This window comes from Pseudomonas sp. SD17-1, from assembly GCF_029201585.1.
In the GTDB taxonomy this organism is placed as follows: Bacteria; Pseudomonadota; Gammaproteobacteria; order Pseudomonadales; family Pseudomonadaceae; genus Aquipseudomonas; species Aquipseudomonas palmensis.
Genome location: NZ_CP104044.1, coordinates 3,169,079 through 3,186,699 on the forward strand (window position 1 = coordinate 3,169,079; position 17,621 = coordinate 3,186,699).

Consider the following 17,621-nt stretch of genomic DNA (forward strand, 5'->3'; position numbering starts at 1 on the left):
CTACGGCCTGCGGGCAGACTCCGCTTCTGGCCGCCAGGCCGTGGGAGCGGGCTTGACCCGCGATCTGGCGCGCAGCGCCAGCAAAACCTGCACATGCAGTTTGCCTGATACACCGCGTACTCAGGCCTTGCGACCGCTTCGCGCTCGTTCGCCGGCAACGCCGGCTCCTACACCCTGCGCAGACTCCGCTTCTGGCCGCCAGGCCGTGGGAGCGGGCTTGACCCGCGATCTGGCGCGCAGCGCCAGCAAAACCTGCACATGCAGTTTGCCTGATACACCGCGTACTCAGGCCTTGCGACCGCTTCGCGTTCGTTCGCCGGCAACGCCGGCTCCTACACCCTGCGCAGACTCCGCTTCTGGCCGCCAGGCCGTGGGAGCGGGCTTGACCCGCGATCTGGCGCGCAGCGCCAGCAAAACCTGCACATGCAGTTCGCGTGATATACCGTGCATGTAGGCCTCGGGCAGACTCCGCCTCTGGCCGCCAGGCCGTGGGAGCGGGCCTTGCCCCGCGATCTAGTGCGCAGCGCCAGTAAAACCTGCACATGCAGTTTGCCTAATACACCGCGCACTCAGGCGTTGCGACCGCTTCGCGCTCGTTCGCCGGCAACGCCGGCTCCTACGCCCTTCGGGCAGACTCCGCCTCTGGCCGCCAGGCCGTAGGAGCGGACCTTGACCCGCGATCTGGTGCGCAGCACCAGCAAAACCTGTGCACGCGGTTCGCCTGACACACCGCGCATTCAGGCTTTACGACCGCTTCGCGCTCGTTCGCCGGCAACGCCGGCTCCTACGCCCTTCGGGCAGACTCCGCCTCTGGCCGCCAGGCCGTAGGAGCGGGCCTTGACCCGCGATCTGGTGCGCAGCACCAGCAAAACCTGTGCACGCGCCCTCAAAGCCTCCCCACGCACAACGCTCACGCTTGCAGCGCAACCTTTAGTAAACTCGCCCCACCGGCAATACCGGCAAGGCTCTGCAGACACCTGCAACCTCCCCGCCATCGCACCGCTTTCAAGCATCTACAGGCCCAGCAGAACCATGAACCGCCAAAAGAAGATCAAGCAGATACTCAAGGCCAACGCCAAGAAGGCCAGCGCCAAGCTGGCCCCCAAAAGCAAACCCAAATACATCTGCAAGGCCGACCGACTGAAGCTGGCTGCAGAAGCCGCCGAAACCCCGACCCCCGCCGCCGAAGGCTGAGCCACACCTGTCACGCAGCGCCCGCCTGCTGCGTTATCCACTCGATGAACGCCTGCACCTGCGCCCGCTTCAAGGCCTCTTTGCGCGTTACCAGGTAGTACGCAAATCGCGACGGCCACGGCCTGTCCAGCGCCACCACCAGCCTGCCGTTGTGCAGATCTTCCTGGGCATGGTTGTCCTGCACCAGGGCAATGCCCTGCCCGCTCGCCGCCGCGCGCAGCAGCAACAGGTCTTCATCGTAACTGGCACCGCGCTGGCTACGGCTGTCAGCCTCCACGCCATGCGCTTGCAGCCACAGCGGCCAATCCGCTCGCTCGGTGTCGTGCAGCAACGGGTAGTTCAGGCAATCCTGCGGGCTGTTGATCGGCGGCCCCTCGGCCAGCAGCCGAGGGCTGGCCACCGGTAGCAGCACCGGCGCCATCAGCGGGATCGACTCCAGCCCCGGGTACTGGCCCAGGCCATGGCGCAGCGCAATGTCGATGCGCTCGCGCTGAAAGTCCACCAGCCTTGCCGACGCCTCCACCCGCACTTCGATGTCAGGATGCCGGGCACTGAAGTCACCCAGGCGCGGCACCAGCCAGGTGGACGCGAACGACGGCACGGTGCTGATGGTAAGCGTTTGCTCGTGGGTGAACGACTCAAGTTCGAGTAGCGCGTTCTCGATCTGCCCAAAGCCCCGCGACAACCCGGGGAAAAGACGTGCGCCGGCATCGCTGAGCTGCACCCCATGCCGCCCCCGCACCAGCAGCGTGACGCCCAGGCGGTCTTCCAGCTGGCGGATCTGCTGGCTGATGGCGCCGGGGGTGACGCCCATGTGCTCGGCCGCCGCCTTGAGGCTGCACAGCCGTGCAGCTTCGGTAAAGGCGCGCAGCGCCAGCAAGGGTAGAACGGCGCCCATGGCGTATTCCTTGGTTTAGAAAATCTAACGTCAAAGCGCAGGACTAATCGTTTTTGTCCCAGGCAATCACTCACTAGCATGGCACCCACACCACGCAACAAGCATTAGTCTGCCTGAGGTATGTGCCCTGTGTCCGATCCTGATCTGATTCTCTACACCGACAGTTCGCCAAACGGCTTCAAGATCACCATCGCCCTGGAAGAAATGGGCCTGCCCTACAACCTGCGCCATGTGCGCATCGATGAGGGCGAGCACCAGCGGCCCGAGTTTCTTGCGCTCAACCCGCACGGTCGCATTCCGGTGCTGATCGACCGCGCCACCGGCATCACCCTGTTCGAGTCCGCCGCCATCCTGCTGTACCTGGCGGACAAGAGCGGCCAGTTGCTTGGCCACGACGCTCCCGAGCGCTGGGCATGCATCACCTGGCTGATGTTTCACAGCGCCAGCATGGGGCCGTTGCTGGGCCAGCGCGTGCACTTCGAATGCTTCGACAGCGTGCCCAACCCTGCCGCCATCCAGCGTTACAGGACCCTCACCGAAGCCACCTTCGTCACCCTCGATCAGCACCTGGCAAACCAGCCGTGGCTGGGTGGCGCCACCTATTCGATTGCAGACATCGCCACCTTCGCCTGGCTGCATATCGCGCAGCTGGTGGGCTTCGACTTCAGCCAGCAGCCCTGGTTGAGCCAATGGTACGCGCAGGTAGAGCAGCGCCCTGCGGTACAACGCGGCATCCGCCTGCCCGCCCCTGCCACCGGCCCATGACCCCCAACACCAAGGAACAGGCATGAACACCATGACCCACCCCACTGCACCCGCCGTCACCTGCGGCGCGAACGCCGAAGCCTTCGCCCACCACCCCGGCTACCGGCGCATGTTCGCCGCCGATCACCTGACACTGGGCATCTTTCTGCCACTGCGCTTCTACCAGGGCGACATGGCGGTGCTTCACGCCCAGGCGCAGCATGTGAGCGAGATCGAGCGCCTGGGCTTTGCTGCCGTATGGGTGCGCGACGTGCCCTTGTTCGACCCGGCCTTCGGCGATGCCGGCCAGGTGTTCGACCCCTTCGTGTACCTGGGCTACCTGGCCGCCCATACCCGGCACATCGCGCTGGTCACCGGCAGCGCCATCTTCACCTTGCGCCACCCCATCGACCTGGCCAAGTCTGCCGCCAGCCTCGATCGCCTGTCGGGCGGCCGGTTGGTGATGGGCATCGCGTCGGGGGACAGGGCCGTGGAGTTCCCGGCCTACGGCCTGGCCCATGACCAGCGCGGTGAGCGCTTTGCCCACAGCGTGGACTACTTTCGGCAATTGCTGGCGCAGGGCCCTGCGACCCTCCGCTCGCCGCTGGGCCAGATGAACGGCACGCAGTTGCTGCCACAACCGGTCACCGGGCGCATTCCGCTGATCGTGACGGGGTCGTCGCGTCAATCCCTGCAGTGGCTGGGTGAGCAGGCCGATGGCTGGCTGACCTACCCGGACGCCACCCACACGGCGCAGGGCCCACTTCGCCTGGCAGAGAAGGTTCGGGCGTGGCGCTCGCAGATCCCCAACGGCGGGTTTCGCCCGCACATGACCAACGAGTGGATCGACCTGGACGAAGACCCCGACTTCCCGCGCACGCCGTTGCAAGGTGGGTATGTGCTCAAGACCGGGCGCAACGGGCTGATCGCGTTGCTTGGCGAATGGAAGGCAGCGGGCGTCAATCATGCGGCGCTGGGCATTCAGATGGCCCGGCGGCCGGTTGACGAGGTCATTCAGGAATTGGCCGAAGAAGTGTTGCCGCTGTTCCCCACCTTGCAAGGGCCAGCGCCGCTGGCCCAGGGGTGGTAGCACTTATCCGGCGCAGGGGTAGCCCGTTTCGACAGCCGAGGCCACCGCCTCGGCAAAGTCCAGGTCCGGGTTGAGCGCGGCCACCAGGTCGGCGGTCAACGGGGTGTGGTCGTAGAGTTGCTGCACCGCCGCCAATGGCACGGCCTGTTCGTAGTACCACTGGGCAAACTCCACGTAGCCACTGGCCGGTTCGATCAGCAGCGCCAGAAACTCCACCGAGCCATCGTCGAGGTAGTGCGTTTTGACGTTCGGCGCTGCCACCTTCTGCCAGGCCGCGTCGTCAGGGCTTCTCCAGTAGCAGTAGCTCAGCCAGTCCATGCTGAAGGCCGCTTCGTTGAGAAAGGCGGCAAAGGCCGGCGGCACTTGTTGCTGTACGGCCTCGACGAGACGGCTGTCGCCGGCTAACGGGGATTCATGCGCAATCCCCTTGATGGCCGCGCCGAACGGCCCGAAGTGCACAAACCATTCATCGCCCGAGCCATTGCGCATCGACGCCATTTCCTCACCGTCGAACCAGCTCGCGTTGTAGCTGAAATAGCGGTACTCCCATTCGGGGGAGACGATGGCATCGAGCATGGCCAGGGCCTTGGCGCGCTGGCGCAGCGTGGCGATGTCCGGGAGTGTTGCGGGGTCAAGGGGAATCAAGGCGGGCATGAGTGCTTCCGAAGGTCGACGAATTGGGGTGGCGATGGTGATTCAAGCCAGGCTGACAGTGCCCGCTTCTCCCGTGCGTGTGTCATATGCGACCAGGGCTTGCCGGGTGGCGTCGGCAGTGCAGACGCGCTCGCCATTCGGGTTCCAGACCGCGGACTGGCCTGCACCGATGAAGTTGTCGGCGGGGCCTACGCAGTTGGCCATGATCACGGTCATGCCATGCTTGCGGGCCATTGCCGGGTAATGGTTGCAGGCCAGGTCCACGCCCTTCTGCGACTTGGCCACGCTGGCCAGGTACACCTGGGCACCTGCCGCGGCGGCCTGGTCTGCATGGGCGGGTTGCAAGGATTCATAGCAGATCGCGGGCACCAGAACATGCCCGCCCTGGCGGAACACCTGCTGCTGGGTACCAGGCGTGAAGAATGGCAGTTCGTCGGCGTGCAGAAGCTGCTTGGAATACACCACACGTGGCAGCCCTGGCTGGAAGGCGATCATGCTGATCTGGGTGCCCTTCCTCCCCTGGGTTGGCGCACCCACGGCGATGAGCAGGGTGTAGCGATCGCTCAAGGCCTGGAACGCATCGAGGCGGCTGTCGGTGGGCGCCATCGCCAGGCCACCGGCCAGTTCGGGTTCGTAGCCGGTCAGCGAAAGTTCGGGGAAGACCACCGCATCGGCTCCCTGGCTTGCAGCGGCGTGGATAGCGTCGATGTGTTGGGCGAGGTTCTTTTCGACATCGCCCGGGGTGGCCGAGATTTGCGCAGCGATAAGCTTCATTCGAGTCTCATGTCCCTTTGTCGACGCGGGCCTATGCTGCACCAACATCGTTACCTTGGAAAGTGTGCGGTGTTTCAGGCTGATCGCGTCGCAGGTTCTGCTGGCGCTGCGCGCCAGATCGCGGGGCAAGGCCCGCTCCTACAGGCTGGGCACCTGCAACCCGACCTTCACCCGGTCCAGCGCCACAATGGTCTTGAACCAGGTGACATTGGCGTTCTCGGCAAACAACCGCCGCGCCAACGCCTGGTACTCCTGCATGCTGGCCACGGTCAGCACCAGCACGAAATCCACCTCGCCAGTGACGTAGTAGCACTGCTGCACTTCAGGCACCGCAAAGTGCGCCTTCATGGCCTCCAGCGCATCGAGGCTGGTGCGCTCGGCCATCACCTCCACGATGATGGTGATCGGCCGACCCACCGCAGTAGGGTCGACGACGGCGACATTGGCGGTGATGACGCCCCGCTCCTCCATGCGCTTGATGCGCCGTTGCACCGCCGCCGTGGACAGGTTGACCTGCTCGGCCACCAACCGTAGCGGCACGGTGTTGTCGCGCTGCACCAGGTCAAGAATGGCGCGGTCGAACTTGTCCAGCGGCTCAGCCGCTACATCGTGAATGGCCATGGAAACCCTGCGAGAAATTTTCTCGAAAACTACCAGAAATCCGCGCCCCTTTATCTGACGGCGAGAAATATTATCGAGCCCCAGCCTGCAGCCGCAGCCCTGGTCGGGACTCACACAGGATATTGCTCGCATGCTCGCACTGTTTCATCTGTCGCCCGTGCTGCTGGTCACGGCCATGCTGGTGGTGCTGCGCCGCCCACCCGTGCACGCCGCCATCGCCGGTACGCTGCTGGTAATGGTGCTGTGGCTGGTCGGTGCTGCCGATACGTGGCGCCTGGGCAGCCTGGTGGCGGCCGCCCAGGACACTGCCGTGCTGTTTGCCAGCACCGCGTTCGTGATCGTACCGGGGCTGGCCTTCGTGATCTTCATCGAGCGCATGGGCGTGAACCTGGCATTCAGCCAGTGGGTACGCTCGCTCGGGCTCGGGCGCGGCGACCAGGTGGTGTTCATCGTGCTCGGGCTGGCCCCGTTGCTCGAAGCCATGACCGGCTTTGGCGTGTCGTTGATCGCCACCGTGCCGCTGCTGCTCAGCCTGTTCGACCGCCGGGTGGCGCTGCGTATCGCGTTGGCCGGCATGGCGATCATGCCGTGGGGCACGCTGGGCCTGGCATCGGTGATCGGCGCTTCCCTGGCCCAGCTGGATGCTGCGGCGCTGGCAGCCACTTCGGCGCTGACCAGCGCACCGGTGTTTCTCGCGCTCGGGGCGATGGCGCTGTACCTGGCCGAGGTTCGCACCTTGCGCGAATGGATGGTGCTGGGCGCTGGCTGGCTGGTATTCGTGGGGGTGCTCTATAGCAGCAGCCGCGGGTTGGGGCCGGAGGTAGCCGGCGTGGCGGCGGGCCTGGTGAGCGCAGCCGTCGTACTGGCCAGCGGGCTGTGGCGCCTGCACAACCACGGCGGCACACGCGGGGCGCGACAATGGCCGCGCCAGGCGTGGCCTTACCTGGTGCTGATCACCAGCATCGTCGCGCTCAAGGCGCTGTGGGCCATCACCGGCTGGCAGAACCTGTGGGTCGTCCAGGGCGCCCAGGTCACCTGGAAGCCGCTTGCCTCGCCGGGCGTGGCACTGATCCTGGTGCTGGTGGGCCTGGGGTTTCACGCGCGAAGCGCACCGTCCCTGCCGGTGCCGGGCACCCGCATCGGCACCGCACTGCTGGCCCGGGCGAAGCGGCCCCTGCTGACGATCTTCTTTTTTCTCGCCATGTCGCAGTTGATGGTCAAGGCCGGCTTTCTGGCGGGCCTGATGCAGCTGCTGACCGGCCTGGCACCGGCCGCCGCCTCGTTGCTGGTCGCCCTGCTGGGCGGGTTGTCCGGCTACATGACCGGCTCGAACGTGGGCGGCAATGCGATCTTCATGCCCGCCATCGCCATGCTGCCCGAACACGGCCGCCTGTTGCTCGCGGCGGTGCAGAACAGCGCGGCGGGGCATGCGGCGCTGGGCTCGCTGTCGATCGTGATGCTGATCCTGGGCCTGGCCAGAACCAGCACCAGTGAAGAAGGCGAACTGGTGCGCTTCGGCTTTGCGCTGGTGTGCCTCAACACGGCACTGGTCGCGCTGGCTGCGGGGTTACTGAGCGTCTGGCTGGGCTAGTCAGGCAACCACCATCACCACCAGCACCACCCCCAGCAGGGCCAGGTAGCACTTCACATGCAGCGCGTCGGGCATGCGCCCGATCCACGGCGCGGCCAGGCGAATGCCGCACCACGAGCCAAGCACCAGCACGGCCAGGGCACGCACGTCGATATAGCCGGCAAACCAGGGCCCGAGCACTTCGGTGCGCCACGCAAGCACGGCGTAGGCGGCAGTACCGGCAATCGCCATCGGCAGCGACAGCGGGTTGGCCGACGCCGTCGCCACGGCCATGCTCGCCCCACGCCTGCGCATCAGCGGCACGCTCATCACGCTGCCGCCTACACCCAGGAATGCGGCCACGGCGCCCATGCCGACACCGATCACGGCGCTGGCTCGACGGCCCAGCGGGCGCATGCCATCGCTTGTGCTCACGGTAAACCCCGGGCGCAACACGGCATCAAGAATGGTCAGGCCAAGGTAGCCGATGAACAGCCAGCGTATCCACGCCCCTTGCACCTGCGTGGCGGCCCATGCGCCCAGCACTGCACCCAGCGCAACGTAACCCAGCAACGGCCGCACCACCGGCCACTGCAAGGTGCGCGCACGGGCATGGCGCAAGGTCGAAAGGCCTGCGCCGAAGATCATCGCCGCCGTGGAGGTGGCCACGGCGATATGCATCGCGGCCTCGCCGATGGCCGACCCCGGCGCATGGCTCACACTGATAAGGGTGAACAGCAGCGGCACCGCCACAAAGCCGCCACCAAAGCCGAACAGCACAGTCGTCACACCAGCTACCACACCGAACGCACACAGCAGAAACCAGAACATGCATCGCTTCCAACACAAGGGGGAAGCCACACGTTAACGCCCAGACATGTGGCCAGCCCTCGCGAATTGGCCAATAATCCTCGCGTTCCGGCCAAGGTGCTTCACATGCTCAATATTCCGCTCGCCAGCGTCGACGCCGTCGCCCGCCCGGTGCTCGCCATCGGTACCGACTACCCGCCCGACACACTGCTGCCCACCCATGTGCATCGGCGCGCACAGTTTCTGTATGGCATGAGTGGCCTGATGGAGGTCCAAACCCAGGACGGCAGCTGGGTGATTCCGCCCGGTAGCGGGGTGTGGATACCCGCCGGCAAGCCGCACCAGGTGCTGATGCGCGGGGTGAGCACCCGCAGCCTGTACATAAAGCCGGCGCAGCCGGTGCGTGATACCGCGCAGTGCCAGGCCCTGGTGGTCTCGCCCCTGCTCCATCACCTGTTGCTGGCCACGGCGCACGTACCCGCACTGTATGAAACACACGGTCGCGACGGGCATCTGATTCAGTTGGTACTGCACGAGCTGCGCAGCGCGCCGAGCCTGGCGCTGTTCGCACCCTTGCCAAACGACCCGCGGCTGGCCGAACTATGTCGCAACTTCCTGCGCCAACCCCGCATCGACACCAGCGCCGAGTCCTGGGCAAGTGCCCTGCATTGCAGTGCAAGAACCTTCAGCCGCCTGTTCCGCCAGCAAACCGGGCTTTCATTCGGCACCTGGCGCCAGCAGGCCTGCCTGATGGCTGCCGTCACCCGCCTGGCGGCCGGCGCCTCGGTCACACGGGTCGCGCTGGAGCTGGGCTACGACAGCCCCAGCGCCTTTTCCAGCATGTTCCACCGTCAATTGGGCGCCCCGCCCAGTGTTTACCTGGCCACGCTCGACCAGTGCGGCCCAGGGCACGCGGTGGTCTAACTCAGGTATTCAGGGCCGGCTTTGAGCCCAGGCGCCAGCCCAGGTTCATGCCGGCCGCCGCCAGCAATATGGCCAGCGCCCCGGCTGCCTGCAGCCCGCTGAGGGGGTGATCGAAGGCCAGCCAGTCGACCAGGATGGCCACCGCCGGGTACAGAAACGACAGGGCGCCGATCAGCGCCGTGGGCAGTTTCTGGATGGCGCCGTACAGCAGGGTCGACATCAGCCCGGTATGCACCGCGCCAATGGTCAGCAGGTAGGCCCAGGCCTGGGGCTGCGCGGTCATGTCCGGCACCTGCGCCCAGGGCCAGAGCATGGCCGCGCCCACCAGCAGCTGCACCAGCACGATCAGGTGCGGCGGCACGCCCTGCAGGCGCTTGGCGATGATCGCCGCAATCGCGTACAGCAAGGCCGACGCCAGCGCGAGCATCACACCTATCAGGTAGTTTTCCCCGGCCGCCCCCGTCTTGGCCGTCACAATCAGCAGCATGCCGACAAACGCCAGGCCCAACCAGCCGGCACCACTGGCCGAAATCCGCTCGCCGAACAGCAGCACGCCCAGCCCCACCAGCATGAAGGGTTGCGTGTGGTAGACCACCGTGGCCACCGCGATGGAGGCCTGGCTGTAGGCGCTGAACAGCAGCAGCCAGTTGCAGGCCAGCGCAACGCCACCCAGCAGCATCCACCCCCACTGCGCGCGGGTCGGGCGCAGCGTGCCAAACACCCCCAGCGCCCAGCACGCCAGGGCCATCACGGCGGCGCCGAACAGGCAGCGCCAGAACACCATCGACGAAGGTGACTGGCCCGACTGCACCACGAACCAGCCAACAGTGCCAGAAATGCACATGGCGGTAACCATTTCGAGGGTGCCGCGTGAACGTGCATTCATGGCGCGCGGTGTCCCGTCGAGGTAAAAACAGAAAGCTGTGTCATCGAACAAAATCCATCAAAACGAACAAGTGGGTGCCATAATGTCCGCCGCCCTCTCTCCCAGTCAACTCATAACGAACAAATGACCATTATATCGAACGATGCGCCGATCATGATTCTGGCCCAGGCCATCAGGCGCGAGCGCTTGCAGTCGGGGATGTCCGTCAGCGATCTGGCGCGCCGCGCCGGCGTGGCCAAATCCACGCTGTCGCAGCTGGAGTCCGGCCTTGGCAACCCCAGCATCGAGACCCTGTGGGCGCTGGCCACGGCACTGGGCATTCAGGTCACGCGGTTCTTCGAGCAGCCGGCGCAGACGGTCACGGTGATTCGCGCAGGCGAAGGTGCGGCGCTCAAGGCCGACGACGCCGACTACGCGGCGACCCTGCTCGCCGACTGCCCGCCCGGCATACGCCGGGACCTGTACCGCGTGCATGCCCAGCCCGGGCAGCCGCACCATTCCCAGGCGCACCCGGCGGGCACTTTCGAGCATGTATTCGTGTGCCAGGGGGCCGCCAGCGCAGGCCCGGCCAGTGCACCGGTGCTGTTGCATGCCGGCGACTACCTGCGCTACCCGGCCAACCAGCCCCATGTGTTCGAAGCCTTGGAGCCCGATACCGTTGCTGTCATGCTGATCGAGCACAGCTGAAGCAACTGCCTGCCCTATCCCTCAGGACCCCCACCCCCATGACCAACCACAGAATCGAGCTGTCAAACGGATGGATCGCCGAGTTTGCCAACCAGGGCGAGTTCCGCATGGATGCCGAAGGCTGGAACCTGGTGCTGCACGGGCCGCAGGGGCAATCCATCCAGTACTTCAACGACCAGATCGTGCTGGTGAACGATGACGACGGCACGCAGGCCAAGGCGTGCCTGCAGCTGTCGGAGGATGGCGTCTACGGTTACCTGAGCACCTCGGTGGGCACCGGCTGGGTGATCGACTTTGCCCGCGGCATGCTTGCCCCGCACCGGGTGGATATTCGTCACTATCACGACGGCTACGACGAGAGCATCGCATTGACCGAGCAGCCGGCCTTCCAGCGTGCACGCCAGTACATTCAGGTGAAGGGGCGATTCGTGTACCTCACCTTCCCGTTCATCCGCGAAGCGGAGTTCCCCAAGGTGTGGGAGCAGTACGTGGCGATCCGTCGGCGCCAGCTGGACGAGCTGTACTTTCGCAATTGAACCCTGCCGCGTGCCGGCGCCCTAGGCACCTGCCGCAGCCAGGTTGCCGGGGTCGCCCTCGGCCAACAGCTGCGCCATGCGTTCACGCGCCGCTGCGTTCGGCAACACCCCGGTGGTCATGCCTTCCAGCACGGTTTCGCCCTGCGCGTTGACGATGCTCAACTGCGCCCGCGCATGCCCGCGCTCGTCCTTGTCCACGATCAGCCAGTGGCAGGTGATTGCATCGCCGGCATACACCGGCCGCTTGAACTCGAAGCTCATGCTGGTCGCCAGCCAGCCGATCTGCCCGCCGATCTCGGTCACCAGGCTGGCCGTCAGCAGGCCATGGGAAATGATCGACCTGAACCTGCGCAGTTCGGCCGAGGCGGCATCGTAGTGCACGGGGTTGTAGTCCCGCGAAAGCTGCGCAAAGCAGCGGATGTCCTCATCGGTGAAGCACCGGGTCACGCTCAGTTGCGCCCCCACCTCCAGGCCCTGTACGGCCCGTGCTCTCAAGCTCTTCATGGCACTCCCCCTGTTCGATTGCCGCGTACATTCTGCCTACCTGGGTAGCTGCCCGCCCAGCAGCACCAGCGCGATGATGACCATCGCAGCCCCCGACACCCGGCTGACCCACAGCGCCGCCGCAGGCCGCGCGCCCAGCACGGCCTGCGATCCAAAGCCCACCAGCAGGTAGATCACCCCGCAGCTGAGCGCATGCACCAGCCCCAGCGCCACGATCTGCAGCGGTACCGGCCACGGCGCCGTGGCGTCGGTGAACTGTGGCAGCAATGCCAGAAACAGCAGGAACACCTTGGGGTTCAGGCCGCTCACACACAGGCCCTTCACCGCCCAGCGCTGCCACGCACCGGCAACCTGCACCTGGTCCGCCTGGGGCACAGTCGGGTGCCGCAGCATGCCGATGCCCAACCATAACAGATACCCGGCTCCCGCCACTGTCAGCACCGACAGCGCAAACGGATGCCCCGCCACCAGCGTGCCCACCCCGGCGGCGACGATCAGTGTCGCGATCAGATGCCCCGACAACAGCCCGGCCACGGCGGGCAATACCACCCGCCCCTTCAGCCCGGCCGATATCGCATAGGCCCAGTCCGCACCCGGCGTGATGATGAACAACATCGACACCGCCCAGAACGCCACGAAAACACTCAGGGTCATGGCGCTACCCACGCCAGGGGTTGATCCACGGTTGGCTGCATCGTGCTGCTCCACAAGCAAATTGATGCAGGGAACAATAATGAAATCTTGCTAGAATTTTCTTTCGAAGATAATCGCGACATAGGCCAATAGGGGAAGATCCTTCCAGATGGACCGCATCGACCGGAACATTCTTGCCGAACTGCAAAAAGACGGGCGCCTTTCGATCACCGAACTGGCCGAGCGGGTGGGGTTGAGCCTCTCCCCCTGCCACCGGCGGGTGCGTGCCCTGGAAGAATCGGGGGTGCTGCTGGGCTATCGGGCGAAACTGGACCCCATTGCCCTGGGCCTGACCTTTTCCGCCATGGTCTTCGTCACCCTTCGCGAGGGCGATCGCACGGCGGTCGAGGCGTTCGAGAACGCGCTGGTGGCGTTGCCACAGGTGGTGGATGCGCAGCGCCTGTTCGGCGAGCCGGACTACCTGCTGCACGTGATCACCCAGGACCTGCCGGCCTTCCAGCGGCTCTATGATGAAAGCCTGTCGTCGCTGCCCAACGTGCAGCGGCTCACCTCCACCCTGGTGATGAAGCGCGTGGTGCAGGACCGGCCCTTGCCGTTGTAACCTCGCCGCCCGCCTTCACCCCCACTCAGGAGCACCACTATCCACCGCGCACCCAACGAACCCTGGCAAGGCGACCTGTGGCTGGCCACCGACTACTGCCTGGTGGCCGGGCAGGTCGGGCAAACCCAGGCCCACGCCCACTATGCCCACCAGGTGCTGATCGCCTGCGCTGCCCCGGTGCAGGCGTCGATCCAGGGCCAGGTCGAGTGCGGGCCGCTGCTGCTCATTGCCTCCGGCCAGCCGCATGCGATTCTCAGCGAGCAACCGGCGATCACGCTGTTTGCCGAGCCATTGGCTTTCGAACTGCCGGTGCTGCGCCAGCTCTGCGAAGACGCCGGCGCAGACCTGGAAGGCCTGAACCAACGCTTGCGCGCCCTGCCCCGGCGCCCTTTGCATCCGCGCCTGGCCACCGCCTTGCAACGGGTACGTGCACTGGATGAAAACACCCTGCCCGCCGCGCAGCTGGCCAGTGAGGCGGCGCTGTCGCTCAGCCAGCTGGAGCGCCTGTTCAGCGGTCAACTGGGGCTGTCGGTGCGCCGCCTGGTGTTGTGGCAACGCCTGCGCGTGGCCTTGCAGCTGGCACTGGGCGGTAGCAGCCTGACCGAGGCAGCCACCTGCGCAGGCTTTGCCGACTCGGCCCACCTGTCACGCAGCGTGCGCCAGCAGTTCGGCATCCGTGCCGACCGTACCCTGCGCCACCTGCGCCTAAGGCTGCTGGACTAGCGCACGGCTCAGGGCATCGGGCAGTACGGCAGGTGGATGCTCGGGCTGGTCGCGGCGAAAGGGTTGGCGCAATTGCGCGCCGTAGCCCACCGGGTAGTCCGGAAAGTCGCCGATACCCAGGTCGTCGTCCGCCAGGTGATAGTGCGGCAGGTGCAAGGCGGTACCCAGCAGGCGGTCCCAAACGCTGAAGAACAGCGCGAAGTTCACATCCCCCGTGGTGCCGTACTTGAGGTGATGCAGCCGGTGCACCGGCGCCCAGGCAAACACATGGCGCAGCCAGCCGATGCGCATGTCGACGTTGCTGTGCTGCAACAGCAGCTGGATGGATATGCTGAACGCCAGCAAGGCCGCCACATCCAGCGGCAACCCGCACAGCAGCAAGGGCAAGGTGCCGCCCAGCGCTTCGAGCATCTGGTGCAGCGGGTGCTTCATCAGCCCGTTGAAGCCGTACATTCGGGTCACGCTGTGATGCACGGCGTGCAGGCGCCACAGCAACGGCAGGCGGTGGCTGGCGTAATGCACCAGGGTGATGCCCAGGTCTGCCACCGGCAACGCCAGCAACAGCTGCAGCGCCAGCGGCCAGTCGCTCGGCCACAGGCCGGTATCGGGCAGCACCAGGGCAATCAGGGGGATGGCGGCAATGCCGGCCGCGTTGAGCGCCTCGTTCACCCCCGCGTGAATCACGTCCCGGGTGCCATCGCCCTGGCTTACATTCCAACGCTCGCGATAGGGCCACAGCCGCTCGCACAGCAGCGACACGCCAATCGCCAGCAACAGCAGAACCGGCAACCAGCCAAGGCTTGCGCCCTCGTCCAGCAGCCACACGGCCGAGCCGACGAATCCAAGGAAAAATACAGGGGCGTACAGGGTTCGCATCGTGAAACTCCAGGCAGGTCAGAGCCTGGAGTTTCGTGTAGCCGCAGCCTGCTCCGCTTGAACAAACGGCGCATCTTCAGCCTGGGGGGAAAGGCCGGTCAGCCCTGGCAGAAGCGAATGCGATTGCCGAACGGGTCGTACACCTCAAGCACCTTGCCCCAGCCCTGCTCGACGATGTCCGGGCGGCCATAGCCGTAGCGCTTGTCAAGCAGCTCGTCGCGCAATTGCTCGATGTTGTGCATGGGGATGAACACCGTCGAGCCAGGGCTCGCGTCGCCGTGGTGCTCGGACAGGTGCAGTTGCAGCCCATTGCGTACGATGCCCAGGTACAGCGGTAGGTCGGCTTCGAAGCGGTGTTCGAACTCCACGCTGAAGCCCAGGAAGTCGAGGTAGAACTCGCGCGCCTTGGCTTCGTCGAACATGCGCAGGATGGGGATAGGCTTGTCGAAGCTCACTTCGCTTGCAGGGGTGGCGGGGGCAAGCAGGGCCGAGGCGGTGTTCCAGTCCTTGTAGCCCAACTGCTGCGCCACCAGCTCCAGTGCGCCGGAGTGGGTCAGCGGCGGGTTCTGCGCCTGCAGGGCGGTACGCAGACGCTTGGCCATCTGTTTGGCCTGTTCGATCGAGATCATCATGTGCTCCTGGTGCCGAGGCAGTGTGGGGCTCGCGTTGCCAGGCCTCGACGTTCAAGAGAATGATCGCGTCAGGGGTAACTGCAATGCTTTCACCTTTCCCAACGGGAGCGAGCGGCGGGCAGCATCGGCCCGCGCCGATCATACACAGCCAGGGTGGCACATGGAAAGGCGGCCCTCAGCGCGTTGGCGAATCCCCGCGCCCGATGCGCTTGCCGCCCTGCTGCCCCACCTCCTGCGCCTGGCCGTCGCGCTGCTTGCCCTGGCGCGCCTGGCCCACCAGCCGCGCGATCAGCGGGCCTTCGGGCAGATGACGCCAGAAGCGCCCCGGCATGTGCTGGCGCATGGCGTCGGGGTTGACCCGTGCCGGGTTGAAGGTGTGCCGGTAATAGGTGCGCCACAGCTCGGCGCCAGGGTCGTCGGCGTGGCAGGCCCACTGGCGCCATTGCTCGGGGCAGTGCCGTCGGTAGTCCAGGGTGCTGCCATCGAAACGGATGCCATCGCGTGGCGTCGCGATCAGCCAGCGCTGGCGGCCCAGCCGGTCGGCAAAGTGGGCGCTGGCGCTTTGCAGAATGTCGTGGGCCGGTTCATGGAAGGCCACCAGGTCCAGTTGCAGTTGCTCGGCCAGTGCCGCCGGCAATGGCACGAAGCGCACGAAGGCATGCAGGTGATGGGCCTCGCGGCTGACCTGCTTGATGCGCCGCTGCAGCTCGCTGCCCAGCCGGTCGCCCGCCAGCATGGCGGTGCGGTCGCCATGGGCCACGCGCCACAGCACTTCATACAGCAGGTTCCAGCGCTGCTCGCCACGGTAGCGGGCGGCCTGCTCAAGTTGATCCAGCAAGGCGGCCGGCACCCGTGTGCGAAACGGCCCGGGGCCCTGCGGCAACACCGCCGGCACCGCCAGCAGATCGTGCACCGGGCCGTGGGCCCACACCACCTCGGTGGGGTCGATGCCGTGGCCCAGCAGCACGCGGGCCTGGTCGCGCCAGGTGTCGAAGTGCTCGTCGCAGTCCAGCGCGATCATCCCCACAACCCCATCTGCACCGGTGCCTGCGGCTCGCGCAGGCGTTCGCGCAGCAGGCCGCTGCGGGTTTCCGACTGGGGCGGGCGGTAGTCGCTGGTGACGATGAACGGGCGCGCCTTGTCCAGCACGCAGCGCAGCTGGATCAGGTCGTCATAGCGAATGCGCCGTTCACGGCGCAGCGCCACCAGGCGTTGCACGCTGCGCAGCCCGATGCCGGGAATGCGCGCCAGCAGCGCCGGCTCGGCGCGGTTCACATCCAGCGGAAACACCTCGCGGTTGGCCAGGGCCCAGGCCAGCTTGGGGTCGATGTCCAGCGCCAGGTTGCCCGCGCCGCCCAGCAGTTCGCCGGCCTTGTAGCCATAGCCGCGCATGAGAAAGTCCGCCTGGTACAGGCGGTGCTCGCGCAGCAGCGGCGGCGCGGCCAGGGGTACGCTGGTGGGGCTGTCGGGGATCGGGCTGAACGCCGAGTAGTACACACGCCGAAGGCCATAGCCCTGGTACAGCGATTCGGCATTGCCCAGGATGGTGTGGTCGTCGGTGGCATCGGCGCCCACGATCATCTGGGTGCTCTGCCCGGCAGGGGTGAAGCGCGGTGCGTTGACTTCACCGGCCACCGCCTGCTGGCCGTGGTGGATGGTGCCCATGGCCTGGCGAATGGTACGCACCTGCTTCTCCGGCGCCAGGCGCTGCAGGCTGGCTTCGGTGGGCAGCTCGATGTTCACGCTGAGGCGGTCGGCCAGCCGCCCGGCCTGCTCGATCAGCAGCGGGTCGGCGTCGGGGATGGTCTTGAGGTGGATGTAGCCGCGAAAGTTGTGCTCTTCGCGCAGCAGCTGCGCCACGCGAATCAACTGTTCCATGGTGTAGTCGGCGGAGCGGATGATGCCCGAGCTGAGGAACAGCCCGCTGATGCAGTTGCGCCGGTAGAAATCCAGGGTCAGGCGCACCACCTCCTCAGGCGTGAAGCGTGCCCGCGGCACGTTGCTGGAGCGGCGGTTGACGCAGTACTGGCAGTCGTACAGGCAGAAGTTGGTCAGCAGCACCTTGAGCAGCGACACGCAGCGCCCGTCGGGGGTGTAGCTGTGGCAGATGCCCATGCCATCGGTGGCGCCCAGGCCGTCGCGACCGCGCGAGCTGCGCTTGGGGGCGCCGCTGCTGGCGCACGAGGCGTCGTACTTGGCGGCATCGGCCAGGATGCCGAGCTTGGCGATGAGCTGCATGGGGT

Annotated in this window: 21 protein-coding genes; 9 read left to right on the plus strand and 12 right to left on the minus strand. The window is 66.1% G+C overall.

Translation table 11 applies throughout. The annotated features are described in order from the left end of the window. The first annotated feature begins 1,032 nt into the window (after positions 1-1,032). Positions 1,033-1,194: a DUF2986 domain-containing protein gene (locus N0B28_RS14415; protein WP_078480115.1), complete on the plus strand. Its 162-nt coding sequence runs from the start codon at positions 1,033-1,035 to the stop codon at positions 1,192-1,194. 10 nt (positions 1,195-1,204) lie between these two features. Here N0B28_RS14415 and gcvA read toward each other — a convergent pair whose 3' ends face one another. Beyond that, positions 1,205-2,092, minus strand: coding sequence for a transcriptional regulator GcvA (gcvA, locus tag N0B28_RS14420; RefSeq protein ID WP_274096376.1), 888 nt, complete (start codon positions 2,090-2,092; stop codon positions 1,205-1,207). 129 nt (positions 2,093-2,221) lie between these two features. On the opposite strand from gcvA, the gene N0B28_RS14425 reads away from it, so the two are divergent. Then, the gene (locus N0B28_RS14425) at positions 2,222-2,857 is read left to right on the plus strand and encodes a glutathione S-transferase family protein (RefSeq protein ID WP_275726991.1); all 636 of its coding nucleotides are present in this window, start codon (positions 2,222-2,224) and stop codon (positions 2,855-2,857) included. Between the two features lie 22 nt (positions 2,858-2,879). Next, a complete protein-coding gene (locus N0B28_RS14430; RefSeq protein WP_275726994.1) occupies positions 2,880-3,926 on the plus strand; it encodes an LLM class oxidoreductase in 1,047 nt (348 codons plus the stop codon). A 3-nt stretch (positions 3,927-3,929) separates the two neighbouring features. On the opposite strand, the gene N0B28_RS14435 is transcribed toward N0B28_RS14430, so the two are convergent. The 3 genes from N0B28_RS14435 to N0B28_RS14445 all read right to left on the minus strand — a co-directional run bounded on the left by N0B28_RS14435 (position 3,930) and on the right by N0B28_RS14445 (position 5,975). Continuing rightward, complete coding sequence (locus tag N0B28_RS14435) at positions 3,930-4,580, minus strand: hypothetical protein (RefSeq protein ID WP_275726996.1); 651 nt, start codon at positions 4,578-4,580, stop codon at positions 3,930-3,932. Between the two features lie 42 nt (positions 4,581-4,622). Further along, a complete protein-coding gene (locus N0B28_RS14440) occupies positions 4,623-5,354 on the minus strand; it encodes a carbon-nitrogen hydrolase family protein (protein WP_275726999.1) in 732 nt (243 codons plus the stop codon). Positions 5,355-5,492: 138 nt separating this feature from the next. Next, positions 5,493-5,975 (minus strand): Lrp/AsnC family transcriptional regulator, encoded by a 483-nt coding sequence (locus N0B28_RS14445; RefSeq protein ID WP_043860522.1) that lies wholly within the window; start codon positions 5,973-5,975, stop codon positions 5,493-5,495. Between the two features lie 130 nt (positions 5,976-6,105). On the opposite strand from N0B28_RS14445, the gene N0B28_RS14450 reads away from it, so the two are divergent. Further along, the gene (locus N0B28_RS14450) at positions 6,106-7,566 is read left to right on the plus strand and encodes a transporter (RefSeq protein ID WP_275727005.1); all 1,461 of its coding nucleotides are present in this window, start codon (positions 6,106-6,108) and stop codon (positions 7,564-7,566) included. Here N0B28_RS14450 and N0B28_RS14455 read toward each other — a convergent pair whose 3' ends face one another. Next, a complete protein-coding gene (locus N0B28_RS14455; RefSeq protein ID WP_058540707.1) occupies positions 7,567-8,376 on the minus strand; it encodes a sulfite exporter TauE/SafE family protein in 810 nt (269 codons plus the stop codon). 105 nt (positions 8,377-8,481) lie between these two features. Here N0B28_RS14455 and N0B28_RS14460 point away from each other — a divergent pair, with 105 nt between their 5' ends. Then, entirely contained in the window at positions 8,482-9,279 is a 798-nt protein-coding gene (locus N0B28_RS14460; RefSeq protein WP_275727008.1) for a helix-turn-helix transcriptional regulator, read from the plus strand. Between the two features lies 1 nt (position 9,280). Here N0B28_RS14460 and N0B28_RS14465 read toward each other — a convergent pair whose 3' ends face one another. Next, positions 9,281-10,165: a DMT family transporter gene (locus N0B28_RS14465; protein ID WP_104573111.1), complete on the minus strand. Its 885-nt coding sequence runs from the start codon at positions 10,163-10,165 to the stop codon at positions 9,281-9,283. A gap of 123 nt (positions 10,166-10,288) precedes the next feature. Between N0B28_RS14465 and N0B28_RS14470 the strand changes: the two genes are divergently transcribed. After that, positions 10,289-10,852 (plus strand): helix-turn-helix domain-containing protein, encoded by a 564-nt coding sequence (locus tag N0B28_RS14470; protein ID WP_054915334.1) that lies wholly within the window; start codon positions 10,289-10,291, stop codon positions 10,850-10,852. Between the two features lie 38 nt (positions 10,853-10,890). Further along, the gene (locus tag N0B28_RS14475; RefSeq protein ID WP_043860528.1) at positions 10,891-11,388 is read left to right on the plus strand and encodes a hypothetical protein; all 498 of its coding nucleotides are present in this window, start codon (positions 10,891-10,893) and stop codon (positions 11,386-11,388) included. Between the two features lie 21 nt (positions 11,389-11,409). Here the strand turns inward: N0B28_RS14475 and N0B28_RS14480 are convergent, their stop codons facing one another. Together N0B28_RS14480 and N0B28_RS14485 are read right to left on the minus strand one after the other, a co-directional pair. After that, on the minus strand, positions 11,410-11,892 hold the full coding sequence (locus N0B28_RS14480) for a MaoC family dehydratase (protein ID WP_054915335.1): 483 nt from the start codon (positions 11,890-11,892) through the stop codon (positions 11,410-11,412). Between the two features lie 36 nt (positions 11,893-11,928). Continuing rightward, complete coding sequence (locus tag N0B28_RS14485; protein ID WP_043860545.1) at positions 11,929-12,546, minus strand: LysE family translocator; 618 nt, start codon at positions 12,544-12,546, stop codon at positions 11,929-11,931. A gap of 148 nt (positions 12,547-12,694) precedes the next feature. On the opposite strand from N0B28_RS14485, the gene N0B28_RS14490 reads away from it, so the two are divergent. Continuing rightward, positions 12,695-13,147, plus strand: coding sequence for an Lrp/AsnC family transcriptional regulator (locus tag N0B28_RS14490; RefSeq protein WP_043860530.1), 453 nt, complete (start codon positions 12,695-12,697; stop codon positions 13,145-13,147). Between the two features lie 102 nt (positions 13,148-13,249). Next, positions 13,250-13,870, plus strand: a complete 621-nt coding sequence (locus N0B28_RS14495) for an AraC family transcriptional regulator (RefSeq protein ID WP_229589228.1) — start codon at positions 13,250-13,252, stop codon at positions 13,868-13,870. On the opposite strand, the gene N0B28_RS14500 is transcribed toward N0B28_RS14495, so the two are convergent. The 4 genes from N0B28_RS14500 to N0B28_RS14515 form a co-directional block, all read right to left on the minus strand. Next, the gene (locus N0B28_RS14500) at positions 13,853-14,746 is read right to left on the minus strand and encodes a sterol desaturase family protein (protein ID WP_078480122.1); all 894 of its coding nucleotides are present in this window, start codon (positions 14,744-14,746) and stop codon (positions 13,853-13,855) included. The two genes, N0B28_RS14495 and N0B28_RS14500, sit on opposite strands and share 18 nt — an antisense overlap. 98 nt (positions 14,747-14,844) lie before the next feature. Continuing rightward, entirely contained in the window at positions 14,845-15,375 is a 531-nt protein-coding gene (locus N0B28_RS14505) for a glyoxalase superfamily protein (protein ID WP_275727025.1), read from the minus strand. A gap of 178 nt (positions 15,376-15,553) precedes the next feature. Continuing rightward, the gene (locus N0B28_RS14510; RefSeq protein ID WP_123752525.1) at positions 15,554-16,399 is read right to left on the minus strand and encodes a TIGR03915 family putative DNA repair protein; all 846 of its coding nucleotides are present in this window, start codon (positions 16,397-16,399) and stop codon (positions 15,554-15,556) included. Further along, positions 16,396-17,616: a putative DNA modification/repair radical SAM protein gene (locus N0B28_RS14515; RefSeq protein ID WP_054915341.1), complete on the minus strand. Its 1,221-nt coding sequence runs from the start codon at positions 17,614-17,616 to the stop codon at positions 16,396-16,398. Before N0B28_RS14515 ends, N0B28_RS14510 begins: the two co-directional genes overlap by 4 nt. Between the last annotated feature and the right edge of the window lie 5 nt (positions 17,617-17,621).